Origin of the sequence: Glycocaulis abyssi (assembly GCF_041429775.1) — a bacterium.
In the GTDB taxonomy this organism is placed as follows: Bacteria; Pseudomonadota; Alphaproteobacteria; order Caulobacterales; family Maricaulaceae; genus Glycocaulis; species Glycocaulis abyssi.
Map to the genome: position 1 here is coordinate 603,753 of NZ_CP163421.1, position 16,512 is coordinate 620,264.

14 protein-coding genes and 2 tRNA genes are annotated in these 16,512 nt (G+C 61.5%); 10 read left to right on the forward strand and 6 right to left on the reverse strand.

Annotated features, from left to right (window positions below; translation table 11 throughout):
* Positions 1–37: 37 nt before the first annotated feature.
* From AB6B38_RS03045 to AB6B38_RS03055, 3 genes are all read right to left on the reverse strand, one after another.
* Positions 38–592, reverse strand: coding sequence for a hypothetical protein (locus AB6B38_RS03045; protein ID WP_371394266.1), 555 nt, complete (start codon positions 590–592; stop codon positions 38–40).
* Between the two features lie 97 nt (positions 593–689).
* Positions 690–1,082, reverse strand: a complete 393-nt coding sequence (locus AB6B38_RS03050) for a hypothetical protein (protein ID WP_371394267.1) — start codon at positions 1,080–1,082, stop codon at positions 690–692.
* A gap of 139 nt (positions 1,083–1,221) precedes the next feature.
* Positions 1,222–1,839 (reverse strand): hypothetical protein, encoded by a 618-nt coding sequence (locus AB6B38_RS03055; RefSeq protein ID WP_371394268.1) that lies wholly within the window; start codon positions 1,837–1,839, stop codon positions 1,222–1,224.
* Between the two features lie 142 nt (positions 1,840–1,981).
* Between AB6B38_RS03055 and AB6B38_RS03060 the strand changes: the two genes are divergently transcribed.
* The 8 genes from AB6B38_RS03060 to AB6B38_RS03095 all read left to right on the forward strand — a co-directional run bounded on the left by AB6B38_RS03060 (position 1,982) and on the right by AB6B38_RS03095 (position 12,305).
* Positions 1,982–2,057, forward strand: a tRNA-Lys gene (locus AB6B38_RS03060).
* A 521-nt stretch (positions 2,058–2,578) separates the two neighbouring features.
* The gene (locus AB6B38_RS03065; protein ID WP_371394270.1) at positions 2,579–4,780 is read left to right on the forward strand and encodes a hypothetical protein; all 2,202 of its coding nucleotides are present in this window, start codon (positions 2,579–2,581) and stop codon (positions 4,778–4,780) included.
* Between the two features lie 253 nt (positions 4,781–5,033).
* Positions 5,034–5,393 (forward strand): ATP-dependent Clp protease adapter ClpS, encoded by a 360-nt coding sequence (clpS, locus tag AB6B38_RS03070; protein ID WP_371395063.1) that lies wholly within the window; start codon positions 5,034–5,036, stop codon positions 5,391–5,393.
* Positions 5,394–5,397: 4 nt separating this feature from the next.
* A complete protein-coding gene (gene clpA, locus AB6B38_RS03075; RefSeq protein ID WP_371394272.1) occupies positions 5,398–7,725 on the forward strand; it encodes an ATP-dependent Clp protease ATP-binding subunit ClpA in 2,328 nt (775 codons plus the stop codon).
* 246 nt (positions 7,726–7,971) lie between these two features.
* On the forward strand, positions 7,972–9,174 hold the full coding sequence (locus AB6B38_RS03080; RefSeq protein WP_371394273.1) for a glycine C-acetyltransferase: 1,203 nt from the start codon (positions 7,972–7,974) through the stop codon (positions 9,172–9,174).
* A 77-nt stretch (positions 9,175–9,251) separates the two neighbouring features.
* Positions 9,252–10,514: a hypothetical protein gene (locus tag AB6B38_RS03085; protein ID WP_371394274.1), complete on the forward strand. Its 1,263-nt coding sequence runs from the start codon at positions 9,252–9,254 to the stop codon at positions 10,512–10,514.
* 79 nt (positions 10,515–10,593) lie between these two features.
* A complete protein-coding gene (gene tdh, locus AB6B38_RS03090; RefSeq protein WP_371394276.1) occupies positions 10,594–11,631 on the forward strand; it encodes an L-threonine 3-dehydrogenase in 1,038 nt (345 codons plus the stop codon).
* Positions 11,631–12,305: a nitroreductase family protein gene (locus AB6B38_RS03095; RefSeq protein WP_371394278.1), complete on the forward strand. Its 675-nt coding sequence runs from the start codon at positions 11,631–11,633 to the stop codon at positions 12,303–12,305. The genes tdh and AB6B38_RS03095 overlap by 1 nt, the downstream gene beginning before the upstream one ends.
* Here the strand turns inward: AB6B38_RS03095 and AB6B38_RS03100 are convergent, their stop codons facing one another.
* From AB6B38_RS03100 to AB6B38_RS03110, 3 genes are all read right to left on the reverse strand, one after another.
* On the reverse strand, positions 12,306–12,473 hold the full coding sequence (locus tag AB6B38_RS03100) for a hypothetical protein (RefSeq protein ID WP_371394279.1): 168 nt from the start codon (positions 12,471–12,473) through the stop codon (positions 12,306–12,308).
* 29 nt (positions 12,474–12,502) lie between these two features.
* A protein-coding gene (locus tag AB6B38_RS03105; RefSeq protein ID WP_371392238.1) for an IS3 family transposase occupies positions 12,503–13,680 on the reverse strand; the annotation gives its coding sequence in 2 pieces (ribosomal slippage) (positions 12,503–13,428 and positions 13,428–13,680; 1,179 coding nt in all).
* Positions 13,614–14,195 carry a methyltransferase domain-containing protein gene (locus AB6B38_RS03110; RefSeq protein WP_371394280.1) on the reverse strand — a complete coding sequence of 194 codons (582 nt, stop codon included), beginning with the start codon at positions 14,193–14,195 and terminating at the stop codon, positions 13,614–13,616. Before AB6B38_RS03110 ends, AB6B38_RS03105 begins: the two co-directional genes overlap by 67 nt.
* Before the next feature lie 45 nt (positions 14,196–14,240).
* Between AB6B38_RS03110 and AB6B38_RS03115 the strand changes: the two genes are divergently transcribed.
* Positions 14,241–14,325, forward strand: a tRNA-Leu gene (locus AB6B38_RS03115).
* A 599-nt stretch (positions 14,326–14,924) separates the two neighbouring features.
* Positions 14,925–16,475, forward strand: coding sequence for a trigger factor (gene tig / locus AB6B38_RS03120; protein WP_371394281.1), 1,551 nt, complete (start codon positions 14,925–14,927; stop codon positions 16,473–16,475).
* Positions 16,476–16,512 lie beyond the last annotated feature (37 nt).

The following is a 16,512-nucleotide window of genomic DNA, read 5'->3' on the forward strand; positions in this document are numbered from 1 at the left end:
AGGGAGGCCGCTGGAAGCTGGATTGCAGGCGCTATTGCTAGCGGTTGATATTCAGCTGTGAGTTCAGCTCGGCCTGCGTGGCCGCCAGAACGATGGCATTGGCGCTGGCATCAAAGGCCGCGTCGCTGGCCAGCACCGCATGCGTGCGCGTGCTGCCCTCAGGGCGGATCACCACATGATACTGCCCCGAGGACCGGCGCGTGCGGTACACATGGCCGGCATAATAGCCATCACGGGTATAGACCCGCACCGGAGCGTAGTGGACGCGGGCGCTGGCCCTTGCGCGCGGGGCGTTCGGCGTGCTGGCGCGCACATAGGCGCGCGACTCGGTTTCCAGCTGGGTGCGCAGCGCCGCATTGGCTGCCGTGCGGTCATGGCGCGGCAAGGCGCGGTCCAGCTGGCCGGTCAGGCGGGTATCGATGCCAAGCCCGGTGCGCTGGTCGATCATCGCTTCGCTGCCGAGCACGCCCAGCCGGGCGTCCGTGGTCTGGTTGACCGTACCGGTGACCTGACCGGTGACATCGGGCAATTGGGCGTGGGCAGCGCCCGCGAAGGACGCGATGACAACTGTCGTCACAAGAATGCGTTTCATCTTCATCTCTCCCTTCTGATCCGCCACGGGATTTCCGGGCGTATCAACATGAGAGAAACGGTTAACTCTGTCTGCAGGTTCCCCGCAGGGAGGGTGGTTAGCGCTCGGTCAGCCACTCAAGCGCCGCCTCGCGATCATCGAAATGGCGGAAGATGAGGGCGGGCGGATCTTCGTAGAAGAAGCTCTCCCACGCATCGAGCACGTCTCGCAGCGCGGGCCGCGCGCGCAGATAGGCCGTCTTGCGCACTTCGTTTGGCCGGTAAGGCAGGTGACGGCGCCGGACCATGGACAGCTCGATCATCGCTTCGACAGGAAAATCGATCGACCGCGTGGCGGAAAAGTCCAGCAGGGCGTTGAAGCCTTCGGGCATGACGCCTTCGTCCGCGATCGATATCAGTTTGCGGATAGCGCTGGTACCGGCGTGCTCAGGGTAGGTGATGATTATCAGCCTGCGCTCGTGAGAGAGCTCGAAGGCAATATCGTCAGCCATCAGTCTAGCCTGCTTTCAGTCGGATTTGTCTGGATCGCCGGGCGGCAAGGGCGGGGCGCTGCCGCGTTAACCATGCTGATAACGTGGGAGACCCTGTGGTGCAATGCGCCCCGCGCACCCCGATTGCAGAGCGGCAGCGCTACTGCGCTGCTGACGCATCATCAGCAAGGCCATAGCGGATGAAGGTCTGCTCCAGAATGCGCCGGTTGCAGCCATAGCCGTCAAACAGGCCGCGCAAATAGGCACGTCTTGACCACGCCATCTCGCGCTGGGCGCGCGCCTGTGCCTCGATACGCGCCGAATTCTGCACGAAGCGGGCAACGGGCCGGACCGGGTTCAGTCCCACAATGGCCGAATAATAGGCGTCTACGGCGGCGTCCTGCGCCGCGTCCGGCGCGCGTGCCAGCAGGTCCTGGCCCGAATCCCACATGGAGCGCTCGCGCGCTTCCTCCTCCGTTTCATCGGGCGCTGGGGGCTGCTCGCGGTCAGGGCCGAGCACGGCTGTCAGGCGGGCGATATCGGTGGCCACAGTGGAGCACACCCGGCGTGCGCCAGAGCCGCCATAGGGCGTGGGGACGGTGCGCTCGCCTTCCTCCACCATCACGGCTCCGGGACGCTCGCGCGGCGCGCCCAGCGCATCATAAGCCGCCGGCATGGTGCGCCCTGCCGCCTCATCGAACGTCTCGCGTGAGGTGTTGCAGGCACCCAGCCCGGAAAGGCACGCCCCGCACATGGCCGCAACAAGCGCAAATCTCATCGTCCCGGTCCTCCCTCGCGCAAACGTTGGCTTCCCATCATGGCAAAGCCATGGCAAACAGCCTGCCTGACGCGCGTGCATCACGCACCTGACTGCCTTGACCGGCGGTGCGGGCCTCTATATCTACGCGCACTCTTGATGAGAGCCGGTAGCTCAGCTGGTAGAGCAACTGACTTTTAATCAGTAGGTCCCGGGTTCGAGCCCCGGCCGGCTCACCAAGAATTTCAATCACATTAAAAAGACAAATCGGCGCTGCCTGCTGCGTAGGCGCGGCTGATTGGATATGGGAGCAGGCGGGCCGAAAGGGACGTGTATTTGGCGGATGCAGGCAAAGGCAGAAGCCCTGAGTACAGACACGTTTCGGTAGACCAAACCGGCACGCTGCAGCGTCGGAGGCCCCGCTGAGCGGGCGAATAAACAGCATGTAGAACGGGCGCATTGTCCACCCCTACTTTCCGAAAATGTTAGCTGGCGGCGAGAGAGCATTTCTGCTGTGGTGTGAATCATGCCCGGTCAGAAATCCCTCAGAGTTACTGGTAGCGTCTCACTGCGCCCGACCCGCATAGGCTTTCTCGTCAGGCCCAGTGATGCTGCTGCTCTAAGCCGCATCATGCGCTGGGCGTCGTGTCTCTGGGGTGGGCGTGCAAATCCAATAATCCCTGTAGGCCCCTATCCGCCGTGCTGGCGCGCCGAACATAAAGCGTTGAGACGGACTGCTCGCGAAGTAGCGAGGGACTACATGACCTTTTTCGAGCCCGATGTGCTTGTTGAGGCTGCGCCCGGACTCGCGGAATCGATCGGCTATGAAGAGTTTGGTGCCGACCGACATCAAAGCCAGCTAATTCACCTAGACGAATTTTTCACGAAGGAGGTTGAGCACCGCCCTGAATTGAGCTTCGGCCTTTCTGTGACAGACGCCTATCGAGATATCTACGAATCCCAGCGACGTTTCGTATTACGCGATCAGAGCCCGTCTTTAATTTTTAATGAGACATCACACAGCTCAATTGTTGAGGCTATGTTTGGTGCGTTCCCGAAAGAGGAAGGCGCCCAGGGCTTTCAATGCATTTACGAAGAGGTTTTCGAGCCGGTTGCCGTTGATGTTGGCCCTCAACACTGGTTCGAAGTCTTTGAACGCGGAGCGACAGTTCCCTTCTCTCCCACCAATCACAAAATCGAGTTGGCACCTCGAGGTTATGGTGACCTAAGCTTTTTCATCTTCGATCATACAAAGCCGGTGGACCTGATCGACTATTGGAACAAACGTCTGTTCGCTTCGCCGGTCTATCCTGTGCCGCTTTGCTGGCTCGATGAGCTTGCCGAGGCCTTGGTGGAAATGATCAGGCGAAATCATCGCCCAATTCCAAACAACCCGTCCGGTATGAAGTTCCATAGCGAGCTCTATTTTGGCCGAAGCATCAAGAAAGATGGGATTGCAGCACTTGTGAACAAGCATTTTTCGGCCTGCCCGAATGGATCATTCTACATTGGCGAGGTTCGGCATCCGAAGGTTCCTACGGAACCATTTGGCCCAACGTGCGAGCGCCATGGCTTCACAGCGGGAAGCGCAACAATCGATGCGGCGGTTACGGACGGGGGCGAAGTCAGGTTCGATACTCTCGATCCGCCATTTGCTTCCCGGTACGGAGGCGGTCGTCATCGCTGGGTTAACGTTATAAATCTCAACTGCCACGGTTCCGATGCGCTGGCGTTGACCCTGCCAACCAATCTTGAAGACCGCTCTAAGCCGCGGCTCACTCTCGGTTCGCTGGGACGAACGATGGTGACACGGGAAGGCTGGGTGCTCGGTCTAGAACACAAGGACTTACCGGCTTGGATGGTGTTACAAGACGGAACGCAGGCGATAAGCGAATGGCTGGCGCGTCGAGGGCTTCGGGCCGAGCTGTCCAGTGCCGGACGGATTGCACGCCAGATGATAGGAAGACTTGGTGGACTGTGGGCTACGCATCTAATTGCGGATGAAAATACGCTCCAATTGTTAAACAAGATGGCTATGAAAGAGGTGTCAAAAGGCACGGGCGATGACGTCGTGAAACATCAGTTTGAGGGCCGGACAGCATCATTTGAGGATTGGCAAAAGTTGATTGCCCAGAGGGGTAAAGACCGACTGCCGAGCGTATCCTTGGAGGAGTTTACAAAGCGGCGTGTTATCAAGTTGGGTCTTAGCACGAAGTGTCCCCATTGCGACCATGGCAACTGGTATGGTCTTGATGACGTCAATTATGAAGTTCATTGTGAGCGATGCCTGAAGCAATTTGATTTTCCGCAAGGGGAAACTTCTAGGAATTGGCGATACCGAGTAATCGGTCCCTTCAGTGTGCCAAATTATGCAGAAGGCTCTTATTGCGTCGCGCTAACCCTAAATATGTTCAAACAAAAACTCTTTCCGTCTTCAGACATGGAAATGACTTATTCCGCCGCCTTAAAACTATTTAGTGAAAATAGAAATTTTCCTCGTGAGATTGATTTCGCGTTTTGGATTGGCGACGAGGCGCTGTTTAGGCAGCGAGAGGAGCCTCGGTTTGTTTTCGGTGAATCGAAGAGCTTTGCCCAGATTACCTTAGACGATGTGGAGGGGCTAAAGCTGGTTGCTAGTAAGCTACCCGGATCGGTAGTGGTCGTCTCGATGCTGAAGGATACGCTTTCGGAAAAGGAAAAATGCTTGCTCATCGAACTTACTCGGTGGGGGTGGGAAAGCGTCAAAGGTAAAATGCGTGCCCAGGTCGTGATTGTTACCGGACGTGAATTGTTTGCTGATTTTTCTGTCGGGTTGGCTTGGAAGAAGGCCGGGGCGCCTTTCGATCAATTCGACGATTTCCACACCTTTAGGAATTTGGACGAATTTGCTCGCGCAACACAGAAAGTCTATCTCGGACTGGACTATTATGCGGAACAAAAAGCTCATAAAGCTGCTGGTTAGATGTCGAGGGCGTCTTAGTCTCGTTGTCGTCCGGGCGCTGACGGTCGTCGCGCGCGGACACACCGGGTTCGAGCCCCGGCGGCTCACCAAGCCCCCTTCAAAAATGCGTTGCGAGCCGCCCTCCGCCACAGCGCACTGTTAACAAGCCGCGCGAAGGGGCTTCTCACTGGCCCCCGCATGCCTATTTAATCTTGCAGACGAGCGAAGCTCTGCCGGAAGAGGCGTACCAGGTGAGGCGAAACGGCGAATGGGCATGACGGACCCGCGCAAACCATCGGGACCAAAGGGGCCGTCGGCGCCGGGACCGGGCGACACGGAGCGCCAGACGGGCATTACCGTGAAAACGCGCCCGCGTACCGAGCGCCCGTCCATGTACAAGGTCTTGCTGCTCAATGACGACTTTACGCCGATGGAATTCGTCATTCAGGTTCTGATGGTGATTTTTCACAAGGACCAGGAAGACGCGACTCGCATCATGCTGCATGTTCACCAGAATGGGGTGGGGGTTTGCGGCGTTTTTACCTACGAGGTAGCTGAGACCAAGGTGGCGCAAGTTATGGACGCGGCACGCCGGGCACAGCATCCTCTCCAGTGCACCATGGAAAAGGACTAGTCCCGTGCCATCATTTTCGCCTGCCCTTGAGCAAAGCCTGCATATCGCGCTGACGGCGGCCAATGAGCGCCGGCACGAATTCGCGACGCTGGAGCATCTGCTGCTGGCCCTCTGCGATGACGAGGATGCCGCAGCGGTGATGCGCGCCTGCGATGTCGATGTGGAGGAGCTGCGCACCACGCTCGGCGATTATGTCGATAACGAGCTGGCGAGCCTGGTCATCGATAATGATGATGACGCCAAGCCCACGGCCGGTTTCCAGCGCGTCATCCAGCGCGCCGTGATCCATGTCCAGAATTCGGGCCGTGAGGAAGTGACCGGCGCGAACGTGCTGGTCGCGCTCTTTGCCGAGCGCGAGAGCCACGCGGCCTACTTCCTGGCCGAGCGGGACATGACCCGCTATGACGCGGTCAATTTCATCTCCCACGGTATTGCCAAGAAGGCGGGCGCGGACGAGAGCCGCCGCCCCACGGGCGCTGACGAGGCCGATGAGGACGCGGCCGAGGACAAGGATGATGCGCTGGCCGCCTATTGCGTTGATCTCAACGCCAAGGCGAAAGCGGGCAGCGTTGATCCGCTGATCGGGCGCGCCGCAGAGGTGGAGCGCTGCGTGCAGATTCTCTGCCGCCGCCGCAAGAACAACCCGCTTCTGGTCGGCGATCCGGGCGTGGGCAAGACGGCCATCGCGGAAGGGCTGGCCCGCCTGATCGTGGAAGGCAATGTGCCCGAAGTGCTCGAAGAGGCGACGATCTATTCGCTCGATATGGGCGCGCTGCTGGCTGGCACGCGCTACCGGGGCGATTTCGAGGAACGCGTCAAGCAGGTGGTCAAGGCGCTCGAGGCGCGGCCCAACGCCGTGCTGTTCATCGACGAGATTCACACCGTCATCGGCGCGGGCGCGACCTCTGGCGGGGCGATGGATGCGTCGAATCTTCTCAAACCGGCCCTGCAGTCCGGATCGCTGCGCTGCATGGGGTCAACGACCTACAAGGAATATCGCCAGCATTTCGAGAAGGACCGGGCGCTCGCCCGCCGCTTCCAGAAGATTGATGTGGTGGAACCCAGCGTCGCCGACGCCATCAAGATCCTGCAGGGGCTCAAACCCTATTTCGAGGATTTCCACGATGTGCGCTTCACCAATGAGGCGCTGAAAAGCGCGGTGGAGCTGTCTGATCGCTATATCGGCGACCGCAAGCTGCCGGACAAGGCCATCGATGTGATCGACGAGGCCGGTGCCTCCATGCGCCTCGTGGCGCCGTCCAAGCGCAAAAAGACGATTGGCGTAAAGGAAGTGGAGACGGTCGTCGCCAAGATCGCGCGCATTCCGGCCAAATCGGTGTCCAAATCTGACGAGCGGGTGCTGAAAGATCTCGATGTCTCGCTCAAACGCGTCGTGTTCGGCCAGGACGAGGCTATCTCGAAACTCTCCAGCGCCATCAAGCTCGCCCGTGCGGGCCTGCGCGAGCCGAGAAAGCCGATTGGCTGCTACCTCTTCTCCGGCCCCACCGGTGTCGGCAAGACCGAAGTTGCCCGCCAGCTGGCCTCGGTACTGGGCGTGGAGCTCCTGCGCTTTGACATGAGCGAGTATATGGAGCGCCACACGGTGAGCCGCCTGCTTGGCGCGCCTCCAGGCTATGTCGGCTACGATCAGGGCGGCCAGCTCTCCGATGCGGTCGACCAGCATCCGCACTCGGTCCTCCTGATGGACGAGATCGAGAAGGCGCACCCGGATATCTTCAATATTCTCCTGCAGGTCATGGATAATGGCGAGCTGACCGATGCCAACGGCAAGAAGATCGATTTCCGCAATGTGGTCCTCATAATGACCACCAATGCGGGTGCGTCTGATGCCGCCAAGGAGGCCATCGGCTTTGGCCGGGGCAAGCGGGAGGGCGAGGACACGGCGGCGATTGAAAAGCTGTTCACGCCGGAATTCCGCAACCGGCTGGACGCCGTGATCGGCTTTGCCGGCCTGAAACAGGATGTCGTCGCCCGCGTGGTGGAGAAGTTCGTGCTGGAGCTGGAAGCCCAGCTGACAGACCGGGGCGTCACCTTCGAGCTGACCGAGCCTGCGAAGGCGTGGCTGGCGGCGCGTGGCTATGACGAGAAGTTCGGCGCGCGTCCGCTGGGCCGCGTGATCCAGGAGCACATCAAGAAGCCTCTGGCCGACGAAATCCTGTTTGGCCAGCTGCGCAAGGGCGGTGTGGTGAAGGTCGATGTTGATGCCGCCGACGAGGACCGGCTCGATTTCGAGATCATCCCCGGCGACCGCATCAAGCCGCAGGGCAAGGGCAAGTCCGGCGCGAAACGCAAGCCGGAACCGGTGCGGTAGGTCCATACCCTGAACTCCCGGCCGACCGCAGGGAGAGCCGGGGCCAGAGGCTGTCTTTGCCCTCGTCCTTCGAGCGCCACCGCGTCCGCAAGGATGAGGGCAAAAAACATCTGGCTCCCTCATGCTGAGGAGCAGGCGAAGCCTGTGTCTCGAAGCACGAGGGAGTTCAGTGCGCCTCTTCACATTGCCCTTCACGGGCGCTTGGCCTATCCCGGTTGCGAACATGCAGAACCGGAGACACCCGCCATGGCCAACAGCTTTTACGCCCACCTTGCCAGCACCTTGCAGGAGATCGAGGCCGAGGGGCTCTACAAGCGCGAGCGGGTCATCACCTCTCAGCAATTCTCCGAGATCGATGTCGCGAAGAATGGCGGCGAAAGCCATGTCATCAATTTCTGCGCCAATAACTATCTGGGCCTCGCCAACCGGCCTGAGCTGATCAGCGCCGCCAAGGACGCGCTGGACCGCTATGGATACGGCGTGGCGTCCGTGCGCTTCATCTGCGGGACGCAAAGCGTTCACCGCGAGCTGGAAAAAGCGCTGGCCGCCTTCACCGGCCATGAGGATGCGATCCTTTACGCGGCAGCGTTTGACGCCAATGGCGGTCTCTTTGAGCCGCTGCTGGACGAGAATGACGCCATCATCTCCGATGCGCTCAATCACGCCTCCATCATTGACGGTATCCGCCTGTGCAAGGCCAAGCGCTACCGCTACGCCAATTCGGACATGGACGATCTCGAAGCCAAGCTGAAAGAAGCGCGCGCGAGCGGCGCCCGCCACATCCTCATCGCCACGGACGGCGTGTTCTCCATGGATGGCTATATCGCCAAGCTGAAAGAGATCTGCGATCTGGCGGAGAAATATGACGCCATCACCATGGTCGATGACTGCCACGCCCACGGCTTCATGGGCGCGAAGGGCAGGGGCAGTGTGGAGCATTGCGGCGTGCTCGGCCGGGTCGATATTGTCACCGGCACGCTCGGCAAGGCACTTGGCGGCGCGATGGGCGGCTTCACCTGCGCCAGCCAGAACGTGATCGACATTCTGCGCCAGCGCTCGCGGCCCTATCTCTTCTCCAACTCGCTGGCCCCGGCGATTGCGGGCGCGAGCCTGAAGGCGCTGGACATGGTCGCCAAGGGCGATGATTTGCGCGCACGGCTTTTCAGCAATGCGAAACGCTTCCGCGCAGGCATGAGTGATGCCGGGTTCGAGCTTCTGCCCGGCGAACACCCGATCATCCCTGTGATGTTGGGGGACGCCAAGCTCAGCCAGGACATGGCGTCGGCGCTGATGGATGAGGGCGTCTATGTGATCGGCTTCTTCTACCCGGTGGTGCCCAAGGGCAAGGCGCGCATCCGCACGCAGATGAGCGCCGCCCACACGCCAGCCCAGATCGACCGCGCGGTGGAAGCCTTCACCAAGGTAGGCAAGAAGCTGGGGGTGGTGTGATGCGGCACGGAAAGCCTTGGCGGCAATCCGGTGTCGTGCCAGTCTGCCTCTCAACTTTTGGTGGGGGGACAAGCACCATGAATGATGACCGTATCGATCCGGCGGGGGCCGGAGAGCGCGCGCATGCTGGCGATGATGCGTCGACTGCAGATGCCAGCGCAGACCGCGCGAGAAAGCTGGACGGTCAAGGCCCGCAAGGGCCGCAGGACGAGCTCCTGCCTTTCATCAACAATTTCCACGACATTTTCACCTCGCTGGGCGTCATCATCCTGTTTGTCGGTCTCGCCGTGGGCGCAGGCCAGGCCATTGCGGCATACGCTGGCGTTCTTGGCGAGACGGGCGCGTTTTTGAGCATGATGGGGTCCGGGCTCGTGCTGGCGGTTATAGCGCTTGCCCTGTCGGCGCTGCTGGTGGGCGCGCAGCGGCGTATCCTGCCCGGCATCGTGCTCTGTCTTATCGTTGTCTACAACATCGCCGTCCTGCTGGTGATCGGCTTCGAACTGATCGTCGGGCTGGTTACCGGCAGCTCGACCGTGGACGCGATCCAGGCTGCTGGCGCGGCTGACGCAGGCGGCGAGGACGATGGCATTCAGCAATTCACGATTGAGACTATTGTCGGCTATCTGACAAGTCTTCCAGCCTATGTCCGCTTGTACCCGCTGGTGTTCGCACTCAGCTTTCTTGCGCCGGCTCTGCTCTATTACCGGCTGTTCCGCCTGCCGTTCGCGGGCGGCCTCGCCGGTGTCGGGGTGGGACTTTCCGTCATTGCGGCGCTCGTTGCGCTCTTTCCGGAGCTTGCGCTGGTGTATCTGCCAGCGCTGGGGCTGGCATTCGGCGCGTTCCTGTTCCTTGCGGGCCTGGTCTTTGACATGCGCGATCCGGGGCGGACTACGCGGCTTTCGGGCACCGGATTCTGGCTGAACCTGTTCGCTGCGCCCGCGCTTCTGACCTACTCGGTGATGATCGCCAATTCGGGCTGGACGCTGACCGAATACTTCGATCAGGCAACCGCGCAGGCCATCGGCGAGGAGTTCGACGTGACCCGCTCGGCCGTCGTGACGCTGATAGTGATGGGCGCATTCGCGCTGGTATCGCTGCTCATCAACCGGCGTGCGCTGATTGTGGCAGGGCTGATCACCACCGGCACCGCTATCGGTCTGCTGGTGAACGAATCGGGTCTGGGCGTGCCGGTCGTGATCACGTTCACGTTGGTCAGCCTCGGCGTGATTGTGGTGGTACTGGGGGCTGCCTGGGTGCCGGTGAGGCGCCTGCTGCTCCTGCCCTTCCCGAAGACGGGCTTCATGGCGCGCCTGTTCCCGCCCGTCACGATACTGGAATGAGTGCACCCATCCCCTTCGCCGTGCCTCCACAATGCGCTAGATAGCGGGCAGATAAAATCACCTGCCCGGAGGAACACCAATGAAAGCGCTTGTGAAGGCTGAGCCGCGTGAAGGTCTCTGGATGCAGGATGTGGACAAGCCCGAAATCGGCCCGGACGATGTGCTGATCCGCGTCCACATGACGGCGATCTGCGGCACCGACATCCATATCTACAATTATGATGACTGGGCGCAGAAGAACGTGCCCGTGCCCATGGTGGTCGGCCACGAGTTTGGCGGCGTCATCGAGGCGGTGGGCAGCGATGTGACGCGGGTAAAGCCCGGCATGCGCGTGTCTGGCGAGGGCCATGTGGTCGGCGAGAAGAGCCGTGCGGTACGCGCCGGGCGCTTCCATCTCGATCCTGAAACGCGCGGCATTGGTGTGAACATGCCGGGTGCTTTTGCCGAATACTTGTCGATCCCCGCCTTCAACGTGGTGCCGCTGCCCGATAATGTGCCGATGGAGATCGCCGCCTTCCTCGATCCGCTGGGCAATGCCGTGCACACCGCGACGGCCTTTGATCTCGTGGGCGAGGATGTGCTGATCACCGGCGCTGGACCTATCGGCATCATGGCGGCGGCCGTCGCGCGCCATTGCGGCGCGCGCCACATCGTACTGACCGACATCAATCCCGACCGGTTGGAGCTGGCCAGCCGCGTGGCGCCGAGCGTGCGCCCGGTCAACACGATGAAAGAAGAGCTGCGCGATGTGATGGCGGAGCTGAAAATGACCGAAGGCTTTGATGTCGGCCTGGAAATGAGCGGGGCGGAGCCCGCCTTCAAGCAGATGGTCGACCACATGGTGATGGGCGGTAATATCGCCATGCTGGGCCTGCCGGCAAAGCCGTTCAGCCTCGATATGGGCTCGCTCATCATGCGCGCCATCACCTTCAAGGGCATTTACGGACGCGAGATGTTCGAGACCTGGCACAAAATGCTGGCCATGCTGCAATCGGGCCTCGATGTCTCCAGGCTGATCACGCACCGCCTGCCGGCAAAGGAATTCCAGACCGGCTTTGACGCGATGCGGTCGGGCAAATCAGGCAAGGTCATCCTCGACTGGCGGGATGCGGCATAGTGGGTGACCACCCCACAGTCCCGCTGGACTTCACCGGACTGCCGGAAAGCGAGATGCGCGCGCGGGCGCTCAGCTTTTATGAGGCGATGAAGACGCGGCGCACGGTGCGGGATTTTTCAGACCGGGACGTGCCGCGCGAGCTCATTGAACAGGCCATCCTGACCGCTGGCACCGCGCCGAGCGGGGCCAATCACCAGCCCTGGTTCTTTTCCGTTATCGGGCGCGGGCCGTTGCGTAAGCCTTTGCGCGAAGCGGCAGAAGCCGAAGAGCGCGCCTTCTACGAAGGCAAGGCGGGCGCAGAATGGCTGGACGCGCTGGCCCCGCTTGGCACTGATGCCGACAAGCCGTTTCTGGAAACCGCGCCCTGGCTGATAGCGGTGTTCGCGCAGCGCCGGGGCGGGCCAAAGCCGGGCGAAACCCGCAAGAATTACTATGTCTCCGAGAGCGTTGGCATTGCCTGCGGCTTCCTGCTGGCGAGCCTGCACCAGGCCGGTCTTGCGACACTCACCCACACGCCCAACCCGATGGGGTTCTTAAGCGAGCTGTGCGGACGCCCGGAGAACGAAAAGCCGGTCATGCTGATCGTCACCGGTTATCCGGCGGACGGTGCACGCGTGCCGCTCTACGCGCTCGACAAGAAGCCGCTGGATCAGATTTGCGGGTTTATCGGGTAGCTAACGCCGCACCAGCGGGACGGCGAGTTCTTCCTTGGCGTTGAGGCCCGGATGCGGGAAGGCCGTTGGCTCGCCATCCGGCCATTGCCAGCGCGTATCCGGGAAAAGGGCGCGCATGGCGGGAATACCGCAGCCATAGGGCGGGCCGCCCATCTCCTCCTTCTGCATTGACCCAGCCCCGTGATCCGGGCCGTGAGTTAGTAGAGTCTGTTCGCCTTTCTTTCTGGGTTGATGTGGTTGGTCAAGGCCCGGTGAGCGGCGCTTGCGCGTAGCTCAAGCGAACCGGGCCGGGGGTGACGTGTTCGCTCGGCGTAGACACAAGGTGCGAGCCCGCCGAGTGCGGTGTGCGGTCTCTCGGTGTTGTAGTCGATCCTCCATGCCTCGATCAGGTCGCGCGCTTCGCCGAGCGAGGAGAACAGGTGTTCGTTCAGGCACTCGTCCCTGAACCGGCCATTGAAGCTTTCCACGAACGCGTTCTGGGTGGGCTTTCCGGGTGCGATGTAATGCCACTCCACACCGCTGTCCTTCTGCCATCGCAGGATCGCGTGACTGGTCAGTTCGGTGCCATTGTCGCTGACGATCATGCGCGGCTTTCCTCGCCGCTCGATCAGACGATCAAGCTCACGGGCCACGCGCACGCCTGACAGCGAGGTATCGACCACGACGGCTAAGGCCTCTCGCGTGAAGTTGTCGACCACGCATAGCGTCCGGAAGCGCCGCCCGTCGATTAGAGCGTCGGAGACGAAGTCGAGGCTCCAGCGATGGTTCGCCGCCGCAGGCAACAGTATCGGGCGACGGGTTCCAACCGACCGCTTGCGGCCACGCCGCCGACGGACCGCCAGCCCTTCTTCCCGGTAGAGCCGGTAGACCTTCTTGTGGTTCGCATAAAGACCCTCCCGTTCCAGCAGGATGCCAAGCCGACGATAGCCGAACCGGCGGCGCTCGCCTGCCAGATCGCGCAAGCGAGCTCGCAAGGCGTCATCACCACCAGAACGCTTCTGATACTGGAACGTGGAGCGATCAAGTTCTGCAAGGGCACACGCCCGACGCTCGCTCAGCCCGTGCCTGGTCACCATGTGGTGCACGGCCTGGCGCTTGACGTCGGGCGTCAGAAGTTTTTTGAGGCGAGGTCCTTCAGGGCCGCATTGTCCAGCATCGCATCGGCCAGAAGCCGCTTCAGCCGGTTGTTCTCCAGCTCCAGCGACTTTAGGCGCTGGGCATCGGATACTGTCATGCCGCCGAACTTCGCCTTGTATTTGTAAAACGTCGCGTCGGAGATGCCGTACTTGCGGCAGACCTCCTTCGTGCTCACACCAGCATCGTGCTCCCTGAGCATGCCGATGATCTGCTCCTCCGAATAACGGCTCTTGCGCATGGTCCATCCTCTTTTCGATGGACTCTACCATTCAATGGCCGGAATTCACGGGGCTGGGTCAGCATGAAGAGCGCGAGCAGCACCCCGCCGGGGCGCAGCTGGGCGTGCGCGCCTGTTTCATAAGCTTCGCGCAGCTTGGGCGGAATGGCGCAGAGGAAGGTCTGCTCCCAATAGAGATCGAACGGCGTGTCAGGGCGGTAGGCGAGGGCATCACCGGCTTCCAGATGCGCTGTCAGGCTCCCTTCGGCGAAGCGGGCGACCTGCCAGTCGATTGCCGTGGGTGAGAGGTCTATGGCCGTGACGTGCAGGCCCGCTCTTGCCAGCGCCAGCGGCTCCTCACCGCGCCCGCAGCCCGGCACATAGATGGATTTGCCGCCCTCAAGCAGACCCAGCGCCTGCCAGTGGGCGAAGGCCGGGTGCAGCCCCTTGCGCTCCCACGGCGCATCATCAGCGCGGAAACGCGCATCCCAGTCCATCGGAGCAGCGGGAGCGCCGCCAGCATCAGGCATTGTCATATCCGGTTTCCCGTCGCGATCTCTTTCGCTAGAGATAGCGCCATTGCGGGTGTGGCGGAACTGGTAGACGCGCTGGATTTAGGTTCCAGTGGAGCAATCCGTGGAGGTTCGAGTCCTCTCACCCGCACCATTTTTCCTGTCCTCCTTCACTCCGTTCAGTCGGTTCCGCGAACCCCCGCCTGCGCGGGGGCAGGCAGTCGCGGTCGGCCGGTCGGCCTTGCGGCCCCTGACGGGGCCGGACTGTCACCCCGGCGCGCAGCGCCGCAAGCCCGAACGGGCGTCCGAGCTAATGCGAGGCGCGACGCACGGATGTGCGGAGCACCACCAAGAATCCTGCGCGTTCGCGCTTTTCAGGCCGCTTTGCGGCCTGTCAGATATCCTGCTTGCCTCTCCACCGGGGTCCCCCGCCCCGACGGGGGACCCATGGAATGTCCGAGAGCTGGACAGATGGATCCCGGGTCAAGCCCGGGAACCCGGTAGACAGGCTCGGTGGTAAATGCCTTGGGTCCCCGCCTCCGAGTGGGGCCCAATCGTTTTCATCCAACGCCACCCCTCCACCCGCCCATGTGGAAATTCGCATGCAGGGACCGTTGCGCGCTCTTGCGGCGCGTGACATAACCCGCGCTCGTTTCGGTATGGGGCTTTTGCGCGCTGTTGCGCGCATTGTCCGCGCCGTACTATCCCCGGCATGGCCCCTATCGGCCCCGTCAAGACAAGGCCAGAATACGCATGAACGTCCTGGAAAAATCCGCCGAAGGTCTCTCGCGCACGTTTGAAGTGGTCGTGCCTGCGTCCGACCTGCAATCGCGCCTCTCTGCCAAGATCGAGGAAATCCGCCCGCAAGTCCGCCTGAAGGGCTTCCGCCCCGGCAAGGTGCCTGCTGCCCACATCCGCAAGATGTTCGGCGCCTCGATCATGAGCGACATTCTTCAGGAAATCGTGCCGGAGGCCACCCAGTCCACCCTCGACGAGCGCAAGCTGCGCCCGGCCAGCCAGCCGAATGTCGAAGTGAAATCCGATGCCGAGGACGTTCTGAAGAACGGCAAGGACTTCACCTTCGAGATCAATGTCGAGGTGATGCCGGAGTTCGAGACGGCAGATCCGAAAAAGCTCAAGCTGGAGCGCCCGGTCGCCAAGGTCGAGGACGCGCAGGTCAACGAGGCGCTGGAGCGTCTGGCCCAGGACAGCCGTTCTTATGAAGACAAGCCCAAAACCGCCAAGGCGGCCAAGGGCGATGTTGTCGTCGTCGATTTTGTCGGCAAGATTGATGGCGAAGTCTTCCCCGGCGGTTCGGCAACCGATTCGCGCGTTGCCCTGGGCGATGGCGCATTCATTCCGGGCTTTGAAGACCAGCTCGTCGGCGTGAAGGCCGGTGATGATGTGGAAATCAAGGTCACCTTCCCGGCCGATTACGGCGCAGAACATCTCGCCGGCAAGGACGCCGTATTCGAGACCAAGGTGAAGTCGGTCCAGGCGCCGCAGGACAGCAAGATCGATGACAGCCTGGCCGAGCGCCTTGGCCTGTCCGATCTTGAGGCCCTGAAAGATGCGCTGACCAAGCGCTTCGAGCAGGAACACAGTGAAGCCTCGCGCATGAAAATGAAGCGTCAGCTTCTTGACCAGCTGGACGAAGCCCACGGCGATATCGATCTGCCGGGCCGCATGGTCGAAGCCGAGTTCGAGAATATCTGGCGCGAAGTTCTGGCTGCCAAGGAAGCTGGCGAGCTGGAAGACGAGGACAAGGACAAGTCCGACGACGAGCTTAAGGCTGACTATCACGCCATTGCCGAGCGCCGCGTGCGTTTGGGCCTGGTGCTGGCCGAGATCGGCCGCAACGCCAATGTGGACGTGACGCAGGAAGAGCTGGCCCGCGCGGTCAACCAGGAAGCGATGAAATATCCCGGCCAGGAACGTCAGGTCGTGGAGTATTTCCAGAACAATCCAGGTGCCGTTCAGGCTCTGCGCGCGCCGATCTATGAAGAAAAGGTCGTCGACTACATTATCGAGCTGGCAGACGTGAAAGAGGTCAGCGTCGACCGCGACACGCTCTTTGCCGAAGAGGATGAGGCGCCCGCGAAGAAACCTGCCAAAAAGGCCCCGGCCAAGAAAGCGGCTGCCAAGAAGGCGGACGCCAAGCCGGCGGCGGAGAAGAAAACCCCCGCCAAGAAGGCTCCGGCGAAAAAGGAAGCCAAAGCCGCGGAGGCGCCCAAGGCCGCCGCAGCGAAGAAGGCGCCTGCCAAAAAAGCGCCGGCCAAGAAGGCCGCTGCCAAGAAGGGCTAGTGCGCAACTGCGCGCTGCTTTTCTTTTGTGCTCCGGG

Coding starts and splice junctions, on each gene's coding strand:
- AB6B38_RS03045 (WP_371394266.1), bottom strand. CDS start 592: ATGAAACGCATTCTTGTGACGACAGTTGTCATCGCGTCCTTCGCGGGC.
- AB6B38_RS03050 (WP_371394267.1), bottom strand. CDS start 1,082: ATGGCTGACGATATTGCCTTCGAGCTCTCTCACGAGCGCAGGCTGATA.
- AB6B38_RS03055 (WP_371394268.1), bottom strand. CDS start 1,839: ATGAGATTTGCGCTTGTTGCGGCCATGTGCGGGGCGTGCCTTTCCGGG.
- AB6B38_RS03065 (WP_371394270.1), top strand. CDS start 2,579: ATGACCTTTTTCGAGCCCGATGTGCTTGTTGAGGCTGCGCCCGGACTC.
- clpS (WP_371395063.1), top strand. CDS start 5,034: ATGACGGACCCGCGCAAACCATCGGGACCAAAGGGGCCGTCGGCGCCG.
- AB6B38_RS03080 (WP_371394273.1), top strand. CDS start 7,972: ATGGCCAACAGCTTTTACGCCCACCTTGCCAGCACCTTGCAGGAGATC.
- AB6B38_RS03085 (WP_371394274.1), top strand. CDS start 9,252: ATGAATGATGACCGTATCGATCCGGCGGGGGCCGGAGAGCGCGCGCAT.
- tdh (WP_371394276.1), top strand. CDS start 10,594: ATGAAAGCGCTTGTGAAGGCTGAGCCGCGTGAAGGTCTCTGGATGCAG.
- AB6B38_RS03100 (WP_371394279.1), bottom strand. CDS start 12,473: ATGCAGAAGGAGGAGATGGGCGGCCCGCCCTATGGCTGCGGTATTCCC.
- AB6B38_RS03110 (WP_371394280.1), bottom strand. CDS start 14,195: ATGACAATGCCTGATGCTGGCGGCGCTCCCGCTGCTCCGATGGACTGG.
- tig (WP_371394281.1), top strand. CDS start 14,925: ATGAACGTCCTGGAAAAATCCGCCGAAGGTCTCTCGCGCACGTTTGAA.